16 protein-coding genes are annotated in these 15,752 nt (G+C 29.6%); 11 read left to right on the forward strand and 5 right to left on the reverse strand.

The genetic code is table 11. From position 1 onward, the window contains the following. Positions 1-26 precede the first annotated feature (26 nt). A complete protein-coding gene (locus ACMHJW_RS10350; protein ID WP_413533334.1) occupies positions 27-1,400 on the reverse strand; it encodes a hypothetical protein in 1,374 nt (457 codons plus the stop codon). A 324-nt stretch (positions 1,401-1,724) separates the two neighbouring features. Here ACMHJW_RS10350 and ACMHJW_RS10355 point away from each other — a divergent pair, with 324 nt between their 5' ends. Together ACMHJW_RS10355 and ACMHJW_RS10360 are read left to right on the forward strand one after the other, a co-directional pair. Further along, a complete protein-coding gene (locus ACMHJW_RS10355; protein WP_135836707.1) occupies positions 1,725-1,973 on the forward strand; it encodes a type B 50S ribosomal protein L31 in 249 nt (82 codons plus the stop codon). Positions 1,974-2,104: 131 nt separating this feature from the next. After that, complete coding sequence (locus ACMHJW_RS10360) at positions 2,105-3,277, forward strand: proline dehydrogenase family protein (RefSeq protein WP_413533335.1); 1,173 nt, start codon at positions 2,105-2,107, stop codon at positions 3,275-3,277. Positions 3,278-3,342: 65 nt separating this feature from the next. On the opposite strand, the gene ACMHJW_RS10365 is transcribed toward ACMHJW_RS10360, so the two are convergent. Then, on the reverse strand, positions 3,343-3,654 hold the full coding sequence (locus tag ACMHJW_RS10365) for a hypothetical protein (RefSeq protein ID WP_413533336.1): 312 nt from the start codon (positions 3,652-3,654) through the stop codon (positions 3,343-3,345). A gap of 150 nt (positions 3,655-3,804) precedes the next feature. On the opposite strand from ACMHJW_RS10365, the gene priA reads away from it, so the two are divergent. Beyond that, positions 3,805-6,264 (forward strand): primosomal protein N', encoded by a 2,460-nt coding sequence (priA, locus tag ACMHJW_RS10370; RefSeq protein WP_413533337.1) that lies wholly within the window; start codon positions 3,805-3,807, stop codon positions 6,262-6,264. 53 nt (positions 6,265-6,317) lie between these two features. Here priA and ACMHJW_RS10375 read toward each other — a convergent pair whose 3' ends face one another. Continuing rightward, positions 6,318-6,692 (reverse strand): hypothetical protein, encoded by a 375-nt coding sequence (locus tag ACMHJW_RS10375; protein ID WP_413533338.1) that lies wholly within the window; start codon positions 6,690-6,692, stop codon positions 6,318-6,320. Between the two features lie 412 nt (positions 6,693-7,104). Further along, entirely contained in the window at positions 7,105-7,605 is a 501-nt protein-coding gene (locus ACMHJW_RS10380; RefSeq protein ID WP_413533339.1) for a GbsR/MarR family transcriptional regulator, read from the reverse strand. Positions 7,606-7,779: 174 nt separating this feature from the next. Between ACMHJW_RS10380 and ACMHJW_RS10385 the strand changes: the two genes are divergently transcribed. The 4 genes from ACMHJW_RS10385 to ACMHJW_RS10400 are packed head-to-tail and all read left to right on the forward strand — an operon-like array spanning position 7,780 to position 12,165. Next, a complete protein-coding gene (locus ACMHJW_RS10385) occupies positions 7,780-8,469 on the forward strand; it encodes an ABC transporter ATP-binding protein (RefSeq protein ID WP_413533340.1) in 690 nt (229 codons plus the stop codon). A 54-nt stretch (positions 8,470-8,523) separates the two neighbouring features. Then, on the forward strand, positions 8,524-9,753 hold the full coding sequence (locus ACMHJW_RS10390; RefSeq protein WP_413533341.1) for an ABC transporter permease: 1,230 nt from the start codon (positions 8,524-8,526) through the stop codon (positions 9,751-9,753). Then, positions 9,753-11,009, forward strand: a complete 1,257-nt coding sequence (locus ACMHJW_RS10395; protein WP_413533342.1) for an ABC transporter permease — start codon at positions 9,753-9,755, stop codon at positions 11,007-11,009. The genes ACMHJW_RS10390 and ACMHJW_RS10395 overlap by 1 nt, the downstream gene beginning before the upstream one ends. Before the next feature lie 22 nt (positions 11,010-11,031). Then, on the forward strand, positions 11,032-12,165 hold the full coding sequence (locus tag ACMHJW_RS10400; protein WP_413533343.1) for an efflux RND transporter periplasmic adaptor subunit: 1,134 nt from the start codon (positions 11,032-11,034) through the stop codon (positions 12,163-12,165). 66 nt (positions 12,166-12,231) lie between these two features. Here the strand turns inward: ACMHJW_RS10400 and ACMHJW_RS10405 are convergent, their stop codons facing one another. Continuing rightward, complete coding sequence (locus ACMHJW_RS10405) at positions 12,232-12,834, reverse strand: NAD(P)H-dependent oxidoreductase (RefSeq protein WP_413533344.1); 603 nt, start codon at positions 12,832-12,834, stop codon at positions 12,232-12,234. A 93-nt stretch (positions 12,835-12,927) separates the two neighbouring features. Here ACMHJW_RS10405 and ACMHJW_RS10410 point away from each other — a divergent pair, with 93 nt between their 5' ends. The 4 genes from ACMHJW_RS10410 (at position 12,928) to ACMHJW_RS10425 (ending at position 15,461) form a co-directional block, all read left to right on the forward strand. Beyond that, the gene (locus ACMHJW_RS10410; protein WP_413533345.1) at positions 12,928-13,275 is read left to right on the forward strand and encodes a winged helix-turn-helix transcriptional regulator; all 348 of its coding nucleotides are present in this window, start codon (positions 12,928-12,930) and stop codon (positions 13,273-13,275) included. 121 nt (positions 13,276-13,396) lie between these two features. Further along, on the forward strand, positions 13,397-14,395 hold the full coding sequence (locus tag ACMHJW_RS10415) for a S41 family peptidase (protein WP_413533346.1): 999 nt from the start codon (positions 13,397-13,399) through the stop codon (positions 14,393-14,395). Positions 14,396-14,458: 63 nt separating this feature from the next. Beyond that, positions 14,459-14,878 (forward strand): S41 family peptidase, encoded by a 420-nt coding sequence (locus ACMHJW_RS10420; RefSeq protein WP_413533347.1) that lies wholly within the window; start codon positions 14,459-14,461, stop codon positions 14,876-14,878. A 103-nt stretch (positions 14,879-14,981) separates the two neighbouring features. Then, positions 14,982-15,461, forward strand: coding sequence for an OsmC family protein (locus ACMHJW_RS10425; RefSeq protein WP_413533348.1), 480 nt, complete (start codon positions 14,982-14,984; stop codon positions 15,459-15,461). Positions 15,462-15,752 lie beyond the last annotated feature (291 nt).

Genomic DNA, 15,752 nt, shown 5'->3' on the forward strand with positions numbered 1-15,752 from the left:
AAGTAAAAACTTGACCTTTTTGATTTTTATTGAAATGCTCCAATTGTAGGAGAAGTTCCTCGCGGTTGTCCATTATAATCCAACGGAAACTGTTGAGCAAAATCTATTTTTCCTTTTCCTTTTGCAGACGATTCCTTTTTTAGAGCCAATTTATTAGCATAATAAGCTGTGTTTTCAAACATTGGATCTAGTGTAATACTTGCCAAGAAATTAGAAGCTGTTGTTACATTTAATGTCGAAGTATCTGCATTATGAATAACATTCGTATCAAATAAATAATTGAAAGCTGCTCCATCTTTTTTATCCAACAAAATAGCATTTGGTGTACGTTCGTTATAGAAAATACAATTTCCGAAAGTTGCTTTTGTTAAGGCAGAAACATTTTTATCATTATTTTCATTGCTTAAAAAAAGTGAATAAGCTGGTCCAGCAGTTGTTGCAAAATTGAAATAATTTGCAAAAGTAGAATGATAAAATTCGTAAGAACCACCATATTCTATTGCCAAAGTCGCTAAATTACTATTGTTCATAACCAAATTATGACCAACAATTGTAGCATTTGTAGCAAGTATTCCATATGATTGATTATTTACAATTTTAGCATTACTAATCTCTAATTTAGCATTGTTGACATGTAAACCTGTATCAGCTCCAATAATTTTTGCATAATTAATTTTCGATGTACTATTTGGCGCTAATTCTATTTTATTCCATTGATCAGGAATCGAATCATATTTCTTATCATGACGAGCCGAACGAAATTTAACTTCTTCATTCAAAGCGCCATTTACAGTAAGTTTAGCATTATTTGCAATGGTTAAACTAGCTCCTTTTTTGAAATAAACTTTAGTTCCTTTTTCAATTGTCAAATCACTTGTAACTGTTAAGTTTCCATCAATTACTTGCGCTTCATTAATATTCCAATTCGCTGTAGAAATAGTAGCATCTTTTGGATGAATTTTTGCTTTTTCAATCCAAGAAAGTAACTTTATTTTTTTAGAAGAATTAGTTGTTTCAAAATTAATCTCATCATCATAAAAAGGATTAAGAGGAGCTTCTTTTGCATTAACTTCTACGAAAATAAATAAACTGTCTTTTTTACGAATAGGCACATTTTCAAAGGTTGATCCTGCTTTTCCATCAACATTTATATTGAAAAAAGATTTATCTCCACGAGTTAAATATATTTTTGGAATAACGCGATCATTATTTTCTGGGTTATAAATTTTTAAAAGATATGTTTCTGATTTTGAGAAATTATATACAGTATCTACGGAAACAGTATCTTTGCTATAACGCAATTCCGAGGAAATAGGATCATAGTCAAAATCATCGCGACACGACTGAAAACCAATCAACGAAGCGATGCCAAGTCCGGCAATCAATGTTTTTACATTCATAGAATTAATAATTCATTACTAACAAGTAAACAACAAATACCGTTATTTATTGTTTATATACAAAGATAAATAGTAGAATTTTTTGACGATTTTTTGATGATATTATTTTTAAAAATAGTTGTGTAAATTACTAAAATGTTTATATTTGCACCACGAAAAATGTGTATAAGAAATGCAGATTTAATTTTAAGAAGCCCATTACACTCGAAATTAAATTTGTTTAACGTATTATTTTAACTGTTTTTTCAATAAAATTGATTGTAACATTCTTAAAAGAATATTATCTTTGCACACCAATTAAGTTAACAAAGAAGATTTTAAAAAATGAAAAAAGATATCCACCCAACAAATTACCGTTTAGTAGCATTCAAAGATATGTCTAACGAAGAAGTATTTATCACAAAATCTTGTGCAGATACTAAAGATACATTAGTTGTTGACGGAGTAGAGTATCCATTAATCAAAATGGAGATTTCTTCTACATCTCACCCATTTTACACAGGTAAATCTAAATTGGTTGATACTGCAGGACGTATCGATAAATTTAGAAGCAAATATGCTAAAAAAGGTTAAGAATAGAAAACTATTTGAAATCATTAAAATATATCGAAAACCTACAAGAAATTCTTGTAGGTTTTTTTAATTTAATCAGGTTTTAATCATAAATTTGTGTTCGTTTATATCACAAAAAATAATTAACGCAGATGTCATTATTCGACAATACACAGTTTGCTTTCGAATCAAAATCAGATAAAGATTTAAAGAAAGCATATTACTTATATAAGTTGATCGGAAGTCCCGCATTGACAAAATTTGGAACAAAATTTTTTAACTTACCATTTGCGGTAGATTTACCATTTGTTAAACCACTTATTCGTGAAACAATCTACAAACAATTCGTAGGAGGTGAAACAGCAGAACAAGGTGTTGTTGTTGCAAACAAATTGTATAAATATCATGTAAGTTCTATTTTAGATTATTCTATCGAAGGATTGACAGAGGAAAAACAATTTGACGAAGTACGCGATGTAATGTTGCACTTAGTTGATTTAGCAAAATCAAATCCATCAATTCCATTCGTTGTTTTTAAACCAACAGCATTTGGTCGTATCGAATTATTCGAAAAAGTAGGAAAGAAACAAACCTTAACAGCGGAAGAAGAAAAACATTGGGCAAATATTCGTCAACGTTTCGAAGCTGTTTGTCAAAAAGGATATGATTTAGATGTTAATATCATGGTTGATGCTGAAGAAACATGGATGCAGGATGCTGCAGATGATTTGACAGACGAAATGATGATGAAATACAATACAAAACGTGCATTAGTATGGAATACTTTGCAGATGTATCGTCATGATCGTTTGGCTTATTTGAAAAAAATGTTTGAAAAAGCAGAACGCGAAGGTTATTATTTAGGATACAAAATTGTTCGTGGAGCATATATGGAAAAAGAGCGTGCACGTGCACAAGCAGAAGGATATCCATCTCCAATACAACCAAACAAAGAAGCTTCGGACAGAGATTACAATTTAGCATTAGAATTTATTACAACTCATCACGAACGTTTTGGTTTATTCGCAGGTTCTCATAACGAAGAAAGTTGTGAATTGTTGATTAAATTAATGAACGAAAACGGAATTGAAAAGAATAATCCAAATTTCTGGTTTGGACAATTATTCGGAATGAGTGATAATATTTCATTCAACTTGGCACATTTGGGATACAATATTGCTAAATATTTGCCTTATGGACCAATCAAAGAAGTAATGCCTTATTTAATTCGTCGTGCACAAGAAAACACATCTGTTGCAGGACAAACAGGACGTGAATTATCTTTAATCGAAAAAGAATTAGAACGTCGTAAAAAATCGAAATAATCGTATTTTTATATCAATCAAAAAGCTGCTCAATTTGAGTGGCTTTTTTTTATTTTGATAGAATATTAAAATCCTTTTTTATAAAAGTTTAAAATAACTAACATCATCGAATCTTCAAGAGCAGTAACTTGATGGATAACTTTTGGCGGAAGAACATAATCGTCGAATTCCTTTAAATTAACAATTTCTATTTTCGAATCGATTTCAATTTCACCTTTCAAGATTAATATTTTTGCATTTACAGGTAATTGATGATCGATTAATTTCAAACCTTTTTTCAATCCAAAAGCAACTACACGGGTATCATCATTTCTGAAAATAATTTTTACAATTGATTTATCTGATTCTGAAATTTGATTCCAAATATGATGTAGCATAATGATAGTTTTTTGAATTCTCTTAAAATTAGAATTAATTCTTGAAACTATTTGAAAATGAAATATTAATAATTTGTGAAAGTTTATGCAAGTAGAATCTTCATTTTATAACTCAAAAAAATGCTTAACTTGCCTTTTTAATCATATAGAATGACAACCAATTATTTTGCCGAAATTATTTTACCACTTTCGTTGAATGGAACGTTTACGTATCATCTTTCTGAAATCGATTTGCAGCAAATAAAAGTTGGTCAGCGCGTTTCTGTACCTTTCGGAACACAAAAATTGTACACAGGAATTGTACATTCTATTCATCAAAATCAGCCAGAATTATATAAAACAAAAGCAATTCATGCTTTTTTGGACGATGAACCTTTGGTAACCCAAACGCAAATTAATTTTTGGGAATGGATGGCAAATTATTATATGTGTTCGTTGGGCGATGTTTTTCGAAATGCGTTTCCTTCTGCATTAAAATTAGAATCTCAAACTTTTGTTCGATTAATTAATCCAAATTACGATACAATTGAAGAATTAAATGATTATGAGTTTTTAGTTTTTGAAGCTTTGAAATTGCGCGAGATTATTTCGGTTGAAGAAGCTGCTTTAATCGTGGATGAAAAATCAGCAATTCCAACGCTTAAATTATTAATTGATAAAGGAATTATTCGGTTAGATGAAAAACTAAATGAAAAATATACGCCAAAAATTGATAATTATGTTCGATTACATCCAAATTTAAAAGGAAATGAAACAGCTTTTATCGAAATTCTGAATCAATTAAATAAAGCACCAAAACAACGCGAAACGTTATTGCAGTTGATTACGTTAGAAACGCAATTACAAGAAAAACCGCTCAAAGTGGCAGATTTTGTAAAACAAGGTGCAACAAATGCGGTTCTAAAATCTTTAGCTGAAAAAGGAGCTGTGGAAATTTATCAACATCAAACTTCTCGTGTTGAGGAAAATGAAAAAGATGTAACTAAAATTTCAGAATTAACATTAAAACAAACTGCTGCGTTAAATCAAATTAAAGAAGATTTTAAAGAAAAGTCAACAGTTTTATTGCATGGTGTAACATCAAGTGGAAAGACAGAAATTTATTTAAAATTGATGGAACAAGTAATTGCAAAAGGAAACAAAGTTTTGTATTTATTGCCAGAAATTTCTGTAACAACGCAAATTGTTCATCGAATCAAGAAGCATTTTGGAGAAAAAGTTGGTGTTTATCATTCCAAGTTTAATCAAAATGAACGTGTCGAATTGTGGCAAAAAACATTGAATGGAGATTTTGATATTATCATTGGTCCACGAACAGCGTTGTATTTACCATTTGATAATCTGGGATTGATTATCGTTGATGAAGAGCACGAATCGTCTTATAAACAAATGGATGTAAAACCATTTTTTCATGCGCGCGATATGGCAATGTTGCTTGGTGGAATGATGAATGCGAAGGTTTTATTGGGTTCTGCAACGCCTTCGGCTGAAAGTTATTTTAATGCGAAGAATAAAAAATATGGTTATGTCGAATTAACTGAACGTTTTGGGAATATAAAATTGCCTGAAATTAATTTGGTTGATCTTAAAAAAGCACAAAAAGAAAAAGAAATTACAGAAGATATTTCGTATACACTTCGAGATGAAATTTTTAATCAATTGCATCAAAAGAAACAAGTTATTTTATTCCAGAATCGTCGTGGATATGCACCAATTATGGAATGTAATACATGCGGACATACACCAGAATGTCCAAATTGTGATGTGAGTTTAACGTATCATAAATTCTCGAATCAATTAAAATGTCATTATTGTGGTTATGCACAAGCAAAACCTTTGCGTTGTCCAAGTTGTGGTTCGCACGAGTTGAATACAAAGGGATTGGGAACGGAGCAAATAGAACAACAAATTCAAACAATTTTTCCTGAAGCAAAAGTCAGAAGAATGGATGTAGATTCGATGAGGGGAAAGTTTGCTTATGAAAAACTAATTGAAGATTTTGAGAATAAAGAAATCGATATTTTAATCGGAACACAAATGATTACAAAAGGTTTCGATTTCGGAAATGTAAATTTTGTTGGAGTTATTCGTGCAGATTCTTTATTGAATTTTCCTGATTTTAGAGCGCACGAAAAAGCTTTTCAATTGTTAACACAAGTTGCAGGTAGAGCAGGTCGACGTCAAGAACAAGGAAAAGTATTGATTCAATCTTTTCAACCAGAACATCAAATTTTGCAAAATGTCACAACTTACAGTTATGCACCAACGATGAAGGATATTTTGTACGAACGCAAAGAATTCCTTTATCCGCCATATTCTCGATTAATTAAGTTACGTTTCAAACATAAAAATAAAGAACGTTTAGATAAAACAGCGGCTCAATTGGTTGTTTTACTTAAAGCAAGTTTCGATGAAAAATGTTTATTAGGACCAGAAGCACCATCTATTGGACGAATCAATAATTTGTATATTACAGATGTAATGATAAAAATAAGACCAAATCAATCACCACAAAAAGTAAAAGATTTAATTCAATCAAAAATAGATCAATTGCATACAATTGCAGCTTTTCGTTCGGTTCGGATTGATATCGATGTAGATCCCGTTTAGATATATATAAATTAATAAAAAACTCCCAAAACAATTGTTTTGGGAGTTTTTTATTAAGCTTCTAAGTTTCTTAAGTATTGTTGTTGTAACGAACGTCTTCTTCCTTTCATAAATAAGAAGAGATTAATCATTAACATTATTCCCAGATAAATTGCGAAACCGCCAATTTTAGTGCTTAATCTCACAATTAAATCTTCTGTTGTTGCGATTGATGTCATGTAAACAATTAGCATGGCGAAACCAATATTTAAAAGATAAAAACCTATTTTGAATAAGGAATTTGTTGCATTTGCAATATCTTGTTTTTGATGAAAAATATCGTACATAAATATTTTTCCATTTTTGAATAAAACGTTAGAAACTGCGATTGTCATGAGTATTGCTACTGGTAAATAAACCAAATATGCAATTAGGTTGTAATTTGTCATAATTTGTTGTGTTTAAGAGTTTATTATTTTGTTTTTTCTTACGATGTAAATAATTGATAAATTGATAAAATGTAATATTCCGAGGATGAATAATATAAATCCAATTTTATAAGATAAAGAGGAAAACATGATTGTAATTGAATCAACTTTTTCCCAGTTTTGCAAACTAATTGCTGAAAAACCTAGATTGACTAAATAATATCCAATCAATAAAAGGTTGTTAATTGATTGACAAACAGAATGATTGTCAATTAAATTTGTCAAATATATAAAACCAATCTTATACACTTTCCAACCAACAAAAATGGTAATATAGAAAGTTATAATGAGATAAATGAGATATGAAATTATATTATACATATTGAATTTTCAATAAATTTTGAAACTTATAGTTTAAAAAAATACGAATTGATTATTTCATCAAATTCGTTATTTTTCCTACCAACCAGTGCTCATCAGATTTGATTGCAAGGTCCATTATATTATTGATTTTTGTCGAAACTGAAGACAAATCTTGTAATAATTTTGCAAATTCTTTTGCGTCATCAGATGTATCATCAATATTTTTTAATGTATCTAAAAAATCAATTACCGGCTCTATTTCACGCTTTCTACGCTCTTTTGTAATTTGCTTGAATAAATACCAAGCATCTTTATCGGCAACAAAATATTCTTTACGTTCTCCTTTTATAAATTCTTTTTTTACAATTCCCCAATCGATCAAAGCACGCAAATTCATGTTTGCATTTCCTCTCGAAATCTGTAATTTTTCCATTACTTCATCTGTTGAGATAGGTTCGTTGTACGTCAATAATAATGCATGAACTTGTGCCATGGTACGATTTATTCCCCAGTTAACAGCAAAAGTTCCCCAAGTTTGAACAAATTTTTCTTTTGATTCTTCTAATTTCATTGCAAATATTATTTCTACAAATATATATAATTTTCTAAACTTTCAAAAATTATTGAAAAATAATTATAAAAATATTTTTCTCAATTAAATTATAGAGCAATCTTAAACTCAATTGTAACATTTCTCAAATTATTTCGACTTATCTGTTATCTTTATTGAAATTTACAACAATCTATGATATCTATTCGAGATTTAAATAAATCCTACTTAATGGGAAAAAATAAACTTCATGTACTCAAAGGAATTAACCTTGAGATTGCAGAAGGTGAGTTTGTTGCGATTATGGGATCTTCGGGTTCAGGAAAATCAACTCTATTGAATATCATTGGAATGTTAGACGAACACGATACAGGAATTTATGAATTGGATGGTGTTAGAATTGAGAAATTAAACGAAACTAAAGCCGCTCATTATCGAAATAAATTTTTAGGATTTATTTTTCAATCTTATAATTTGATCAGTTTCAAAAATGTATTAGAAAATGTAGCATTGCCGTTATATTATCAAAAAGTAAAACGTTCAGATCGAAATAAAATAGCACTTAGTTATCTCGAAAGAGTAGGATTGGAGCCTTGGGCTAAACATATGCCAAATGAGCTTTCGGGTGGACAAAAACAGCGCGTTGCAATTGCACGAGCTTTAGCTGCAAAACCAAAATTGTTATTGGCCGATGAACCAACTGGAGCATTGGATACTAAAACTTCTCAGGAAGTAATGCATCTAATTCAAGAGATTAATGACGAAGGAAAAACAATTGTTATGGTAACGCACGAAGATGATATTGCAAATATGTGCAAACGTATTGTTCGTCTAAAAGATGGAGTTATTGTGAGTGATAAAAAAGTAGAACAAGTAAGAGTTTAATGATTTTAGAATCTAAAAATTCAAAAATCATAATTCAAAAATTGTAAATAAAATATGTTTGATACAGACCGTTGGAGCGAAATATGGTCGTCCATTGCAAGTAATAAATTGCGTACAGCATTGTCAGGATTGACAATCGCTTTAGCGCTTTTTGTATTTATTACCTTGTATGGATTGGGAAATGGTTTGCAGAATGGATTTCAGCAAGAATTTTTTAAAGCAAATTCATTAAATATTAGCGTTAATGGGGGAACAACAACAGAACCTTATAATGGTTTCAAGCAAGGACGCAAAATAGAATTAGATATAAAAGATTATAATTTTATTAAACATTCTTTTCCAAATGAAATAAAATCTATTGTAAGTACAATTTCGAAAACTGATACAATTCGGAATGAAGCTAATTCAGGAAGTTATTCCATAACTGGAGTTTATTCAGAATATGAAACAATGATTAATGAAAATGTAACACTTGGTCGATTTATTAATCAAAAAGATATGGATAATCAATCCAAATCAATTGTAGTAGGACGATTGGTTGCACAGGATTTTTTTCCAAATCAAATTGCGATTGGTAAATATTTGCAAATCGGATCAAGTATGTATCAAATAGTTGGTGTTTTCGAAAGTAAAGATGGAGGAGATAATGCTGAGCGAGCTTTGTATGCACCATTTACAACTTTTAGAACAATTTATGCAACCGATAAAGTTTCGTCTATTATTGTAACACCAAAAGATGGAATGTCTTTGAAAGATATTTCTAAATTGGCCAATGCAATCGAATATAATATAAGAGTTCGGCACAATGTGTCTCCTTCAGATTATGGAGGAATTTGGGTACGAAATGCAGCAGAAACAATGGAAGATACCAATCAGTTCTTTTTCATCCTAACAATTATAGTTTTTATAATTGGAGGCGGAAGTCTTATAGCAGGAATTGTAAGTATTGGAAATATTATGGTGTTTAGTGTAAAAGAACGAACAAAAGAAATTGGAATTCGAAAAGCTTTAGGTGCAACACCAGCAAATGTATTGGGATTGATTTTACAAGAAGCCATTTTAATTACAATTATTTTTGGTGCAATAGGAATTGCTTTTGCAGCACTTTTAGTTGAAAACATTGGCGATAGTTTAGAAGAATATTTTATATATAATCCAGGAGTTGAAACCAATTCTTTGGTGATGGCTTGTATTATTTTATTTGTTGCAGGAACAGTTTCTGGATTAATTCCAGCTTTGAATGCAGCACGTATTAAACCAATTGATGCTTTAAGAGACGAATAATGAACTTTATAAAATTTGTTTTTGATCCAGATGCTTGGAGCGAAGTCTACGCGGCGATTCGCAAAAATAAATTGCGCACGATTCTAACGATGATTGGTGTTGCATGGGGAATGTTCTTATTTGTTTTGTTGTTAGGAGTTACGCGTGGTTTACAAAATGGTTTTGATCGAAATTTAGCAGATGCTGCAACCAATTCATTGTTTGTTTGGGGAGGAAAAACATCTATGCCTTATCAAGGATTTCAAAAAGGACGTACAATCGAATTGAAAATGAGTGATGTTCGCCAGATTCAGTCACGTTTTCCTCAAATTTCATTATTAGCTCCACGAAATTCGAAACCAAATTCTATTTTAGCTTACGGAGCAAAATATAATTATTATACGGTGAATGGAGATTATCCAGATCAAAATCGCATGTTTGGAAAAGATATTATTCAAGGACGTTTTATCAATGAAGATGATATCAAAACCGAATCGAAAGTTTGTGTAATCGGAATAGAAGTTGCAGAACAATTTTTTGGGAATAAACCACAACCTTTAGGAAAAGAAATCAGAATTAGTGATAGTTATTATACAATTGTCGGTGTTTACGATACGCCTTCTTCGCCTGTAGAAAGTAAAGATCAAGTTTATATTCCATTTACGACATTTCAAAAAATATACAATCAAGGAGAAACAATTCAGTATTTAAGTCTGAGCTTGCCTAATAATTATGATATTGTAGCATTCGAAAAAGTACTAAAAACTTACTTAAAGCAGATTAAAAATATTGCGCCAGAAGATGATCAAGGGATTGGTGGATTTAATTTAGGTGAAATGCTTGGCAAGATTCTCAAATTTGTAAAAGGAATGCAATTTTTAGCAATAGTTGTTGGTGGAATGACTTTATTTTCTGGTGTTATTGCGATTGCAAGTATTCTATTGATTACAGTTTCGGAACGAACAAAGGAATTTGGAATTCGAAGAGCTTTAGGAGCAATTCCCGCTCAAATTCGAGGGCAAATTCTTTTAGAATCAGTTGTATTAACATTAATTGCTGGTTTAGGCGGAATTATTTTTGCTGCACTTTTATTGATGCTGCTCAATGAAATCATCATTCCATCAAATAAAAACATACCTTTATATAATGCGTCAATCGATTTAGTAACATTATTTACAGCATTGGCTGTTATGGTTGTTATGGCAACTCTGGCAGGATTGATTCCAGCTCAACGCGCAATCCAAATCAAACCAATTGATGCATTACGAGACGAATAACTAAAACTTAAGATATAAAAGAATGAAAAAAATTCTAAAAATTTTAATGATTATCATTTTTATCGGTGCTGTAATCGGTGTGATTACTTATTTCGGCAAAAAAAATAGTCAAGAAAATGAAGTTTACGAGACAACGACACCTTTTATGGGAAATATAGAGGTTAAAGCTGTTGCTACTGGAGAAGTAAAACCATTGGAAACGATAGAAATAAAACCAAATATTTCGGGTGTTATAAAATCTATTAATGTTTCCGAAGGTCAATATGTAGAAAAAGGTCAATTGATTTGTGAATTGAAAGTTGTTCCAAATGTACAATCATTAAATGCAGCTCGTCAATCTATCCAAGCTGCTCAAATTACTGTTGATCAAGAACGACGCAATTTCAATAGAACATCTACTTTGTATAATCAAGGAGTTTTACCTCGTGCCGATTATGATAATTCAAATGCAGCCTATAAAGCAGCTTTGCAACAACTAAAAGCAGCAGAAAACGATTATAAAGTTGCACAAACTGGAATCGCTCCTGGTTTGGAAGCTTATGCAACAACACGTATTACAGCGACAACTTCGGGAATGATTTTAGATATTCCTGTTGAGGTTGGGAATATGGTGCAAGAGATTAATAATTTCTCGACAGGAACAACAATTGCTACAATGGCAGATGTTAAGAAAATGATTTTTCAAGGAAAAGTTGATGAAGCTGAGGTTGGTAAATTAAGAGAAGGAATGAAGATAAATGTATCAATTGGTGCAATTCCAAATAAAACTTTTACAGCTATTTTAGATTTTATTTCTCCTCAAGGAGTTGCGAATAATGGAGTAGTGCAGTTCGAAATAAAAGCGCCAGTTCAACTAGATTCAGATAATTTTATTCGCGCAGGATATTCTGCCAATGCCGAAGTTGTAACGCAAGAAGCTAAAAATGTATTATTAATAAAATCGGCTCATGTTCGTTATGATGAAAACCAAAAACCTTATGTAGAGATTCTGAAATCTGGTAAAGGTCAAGATGCGAAATATGAAAAGAAATACATCACGCTTGGAATTACAGATGGCGTTAATGTTCAAGTAAAATATGGATTGAAAAAAGAAGATAAAATTAAAATTTGGAATACAGATTTAGAAAAAGATAAAAAAGGTAACGGACCTCACTAATAATTTTTAAAAAAAAGAGAACAAATTTGTTCTCTTTTTTTGTATTTAATGAATGTTTAATTTCCTTTAAATTGATTGAATAACTTTATCCATCTCAAATCGAGATTTTGGTGATACACTAGGATGTGCGTAATCATTTTTGTCAGCATAACCCACTGTAACAGCAAATAAAGGTTCATATCCATCATCAGATAAAATTTCTTTGTATGATTTTTTATTAATACCTTCCATTGGCGTAGCATCTAATCCCATGCTAATACATGCACTCAAAAAGTAACCAAGAGAAATATAAACTTGATGTTCCATCCAAGCTTTTACAGCTTCATCTCCATTCGATTTTACCAAAGGTTCATAAAAACCTTTTATTAATGATTCAGGAAGAATAGAAAGATTTTGTTTCTCAAAATCTTGTACATTCTCCATTACGCTAAAAACAACTAAAAGATCAACATCATTTATCGATTTTTCGTTCGAATAAGATTGTGCAGCCAATTGTTTTTTTACATCTTTATCTGTAACAAATGTAAATTTCCAAGGTTGACTATTTATCGATGAAGGACTTAATCGAATAATTTCTTTTAATTCTTCAATTTGTTCTGCCGAAATATTTTTAGTAGTATCATATTTTTTTGTTGCATATCTACTTTTCGCAAGATCTAAAAAACTCATAAATTTTATTTTTTTTATACTATACTTTTTATTGTTGCAAAATTAAGTATAGTAATTTACATTTGCAATAACAGTCGAAATTGATAGTAGCAGATGTATTGTATAGATAATAAAGAATTTCCATGTTCCACTAGTTTGACAATGAAATATATAGGAGGTAAATGGAAAGCTGTAATTCTTATTCATTTAATAGAAAAAAAACGTTACAGCGAATTGAGAAAAGAATGTAAAATGATAACTGAAAGGACATTGAGTTTACATTTAAAAGAAATGGAAGCAGATGGTTTGATTACTCGAACTGTACACACGAACAAACCTCCATTAAAAGTTGATTATGAATTAACAGATTTTGGAAGAACACTTATTCCTGTATTGGAAGCAATTGCGCAATGGGGAAAAGAAACAGCAGAGAAGAGTGATAGAATAAGTGTAATAGAATAATCAATAAATAAATTTTTAATGAAGTTTAGAATCCATTTTAAAAACTTAAATTAGTTTTTTTATTACAATAGATGTATCTTATAAAAATATATTTAGATTAATGATGCATAATTAGCTATAAATGAAAAAAATATTATTATTCATATTCTTAATTTTACTAATACAAACTTCATATTCTCAAAATTTTGGAAATTTTCCTAAAATAGAAATGGAAAAACTTCACCGAGATTTAGATTTATTATATCAAGGTTTAGACAAATTTCATTCAGGAATGTATTGGTATACACCAAAAGATAGTGTTGATATTGCTTTTCAGAATGCAAAAAATAAAATCTCTACTAACCTTAATGTTTTCGAATTTTATAAAATAATTGCGCCATTAGTAGCATTGTCAAGAGAAGATCACACAGATATTCTATTGCCAAAAGAAATGAAAAATGAAATTAATACAAATGATAATATTCGTTTTCTTCCTTTAACAATCGTTTTTTTAGGTGATAAATTATATTGTGTTGATAATGTTTCAAATGATTCCACAAAAATAGAAAATCTTGAAATAGAAAAAATAAATGGAGAAACGCCAAAAGAAATAGTTACAAAAATCGGAAATTTATTTGCTTCTGATGGATTTATTAAAGCTGTTAAATATAATGATTTAGTTGGGTTTAATTTCTCTAGAAATTATTATTACTACTATGGAATAATAGATAAATACGAAGTAAAGTTTAAAGAAATTTCAGCGCCTATTATAATTAATTCATTATCAATTAGTCAAATTAATGCTAATTTTAAAAAGAAAAACAAAATTAGTATAAGAAAGCCAGAGAAAGATCCTTTACAATTCAAAATTATAAATGCGAAAACGGCATATTTAGATATTCAAACTTTTTCAAATAGTGATATTAAAAAAGAAAGCAAATATAAAAGTTTAAAAAAATTTTTAAATCAAAGTTTTACTGAAATAAAAGAAAAAAATATTGAAAATGTAATCATTGATATTAGTGAAAATGGAGGAGGAACAGAAGGAAATGAAGGATTGTTGTATTCATATTTTGGAGAGAATTATCAAAAATATTTGAAAGTAAAAGCAAAAACTCAAAAAGTAGTTCTTAATAACTAAATTGATAAACCTATAAAACTTAAAGTATTCGGATTTTTAGAGCGATTTTTTGTGAATAAAAAAATGAAAGATGGAAGTTTTGAAAGAAAAAATAATATTGGATTAGGGCTTATGGCATACAAAAAAGAACCAAAATATAAGTTTAAAGTCAATGTTTATGTTCTCATTAGTCCAAAAACATATTCTGGTGCGAGTGAATTTTCAAATATGATGTATTCAAAAGGTTTGGCAATATTTATTGGACAAGAAACAGGTGGAGGATATTATGGAAATACAAGTGGATATAGTCAAAATCTAACTTTGCCAAATTCTAAAATAACCATTGAGATTCCAGCTTTACAATTTGTTATGAATGTTGAACCAAAATTACCTTTTGGAAGTGGAGTAAAACCAAATTACGAAATAATTCCCACAATAAGTCAATATCTAAATCAAGAAAACATTCGTTTGGATTTTGCATTAAAATTAATTGAAAAACAATAATAGTTCAGAAAGTTTTTGTTCTTAATTTAGTAAAGTAAAAAATAGGCTTCGTTATTATATTAATGAAACGATTCCTTTTATAAATATCTTCAAATCATACTAAATGAAAGAACATAAATACCAATCAAAAATTGAATGGACAGGAAATAAAGGGTCTGGAACAGAGAATTATAGAAATTATGAAAGAAGCCATAATATAATTATAGAAAATAAACCTACAATTCTAGGTACATCCGACGTTGCTTTTCGAGGTGATAAGAATAAACATAATCCTGAAGATTTTTTAGTATCATCTCTTTCATCATGTCATATGTTGTGGTATTTGCATTTTTGTTCCGTAAACAATATTATTGTAGAAGAATATAGCGATATTGCAGAAGGAATTATGGTGGAAGAACCAGATGGAAAAGGTTATTTCAAAGAAGTTCTATTAAATCCAATAGTAACTGTTAAAAGTCAAGAAATGGCAGAAATGGCTCTCGAATTACATAAAAAAGCGAATGAATATTGTTTTATTGCCAATTCTGTTAACTTTCCTGTTAAGCATCAACCAAAAATAAATTTCAAGTCAAATTTTAAGTAACTTTTTACAATTTAAGAAATCTAAGAAGAATTCTACATTTATAATTTTATAAATTTTAGTTCATTCAATTTCTTATTTTGATGCTAAACTATTTGTAATATTCTAATTTCATATAAATCTGATAAAATAAAACGATGCTTATTAAAGTGAATTTTACAAGCAATTAATCTTGATTACAATCATTTTTACTTTAATATATGCAAAAACTAATCTTCTATTTTCTGATAAGAGCTAATCATTTCTTTATTTTAATGAAGAGTTAAAGTTTAAATTGAGCTTAAATAGATTTTA

The organism is Empedobacter brevis (assembly GCF_965118635.1).
In the GTDB taxonomy this organism is placed as follows: Bacteria; Bacteroidota; Bacteroidia; order Flavobacteriales; family Weeksellaceae; genus Empedobacter; species Empedobacter brevis_A.

Coding starts and splice junctions, on each gene's coding strand:
- ACMHJW_RS10375 (WP_413533338.1), bottom strand. CDS start 6,692: ATGACAAATTACAACCTAATTGCATATTTGGTTTATTTACCAGTAGCA.
- priA (WP_413533337.1), top strand. CDS start 3,805: ATGACAACCAATTATTTTGCCGAAATTATTTTACCACTTTCGTTGAAT.
- ACMHJW_RS10425 (WP_413533348.1), top strand. CDS start 14,982: ATGAAAGAACATAAATACCAATCAAAAATTGAATGGACAGGAAATAAA.
- ACMHJW_RS10360 (WP_413533335.1), top strand. CDS start 2,105: ATGTCATTATTCGACAATACACAGTTTGCTTTCGAATCAAAATCAGAT.
- ACMHJW_RS10410 (WP_413533345.1), top strand. CDS start 12,928: ATGTATTGTATAGATAATAAAGAATTTCCATGTTCCACTAGTTTGACA.
- ACMHJW_RS10420 (WP_413533347.1), top strand. CDS start 14,459: ATGAAAGATGGAAGTTTTGAAAGAAAAAATAATATTGGATTAGGGCTT.
- ACMHJW_RS10385 (WP_413533340.1), top strand. CDS start 7,780: ATGATATCTATTCGAGATTTAAATAAATCCTACTTAATGGGAAAAAAT.
- ACMHJW_RS10395 (WP_413533342.1), top strand. CDS start 9,753: ATGAACTTTATAAAATTTGTTTTTGATCCAGATGCTTGGAGCGAAGTC.
- ACMHJW_RS10355 (WP_135836707.1), top strand. CDS start 1,725: ATGAAAAAAGATATCCACCCAACAAATTACCGTTTAGTAGCATTCAAA.
- ACMHJW_RS10365 (WP_413533336.1), bottom strand. CDS start 3,654: ATGCTACATCATATTTGGAATCAAATTTCAGAATCAGATAAATCAATT.
- ACMHJW_RS10415 (WP_413533346.1), top strand. CDS start 13,397: ATGAAAAAAATATTATTATTCATATTCTTAATTTTACTAATACAAACT.
- ACMHJW_RS10405 (WP_413533344.1), bottom strand. CDS start 12,834: ATGAGTTTTTTAGATCTTGCGAAAAGTAGATATGCAACAAAAAAATAT.
- ACMHJW_RS10380 (WP_413533339.1), bottom strand. CDS start 7,605: ATGAAATTAGAAGAATCAAAAGAAAAATTTGTTCAAACTTGGGGAACT.
- ACMHJW_RS10400 (WP_413533343.1), top strand. CDS start 11,032: ATGAAAAAAATTCTAAAAATTTTAATGATTATCATTTTTATCGGTGCT.
- ACMHJW_RS10390 (WP_413533341.1), top strand. CDS start 8,524: ATGTTTGATACAGACCGTTGGAGCGAAATATGGTCGTCCATTGCAAGT.
- ACMHJW_RS10350 (WP_413533334.1), bottom strand. CDS start 1,400: ATGAATGTAAAAACATTGATTGCCGGACTTGGCATCGCTTCGTTGATT.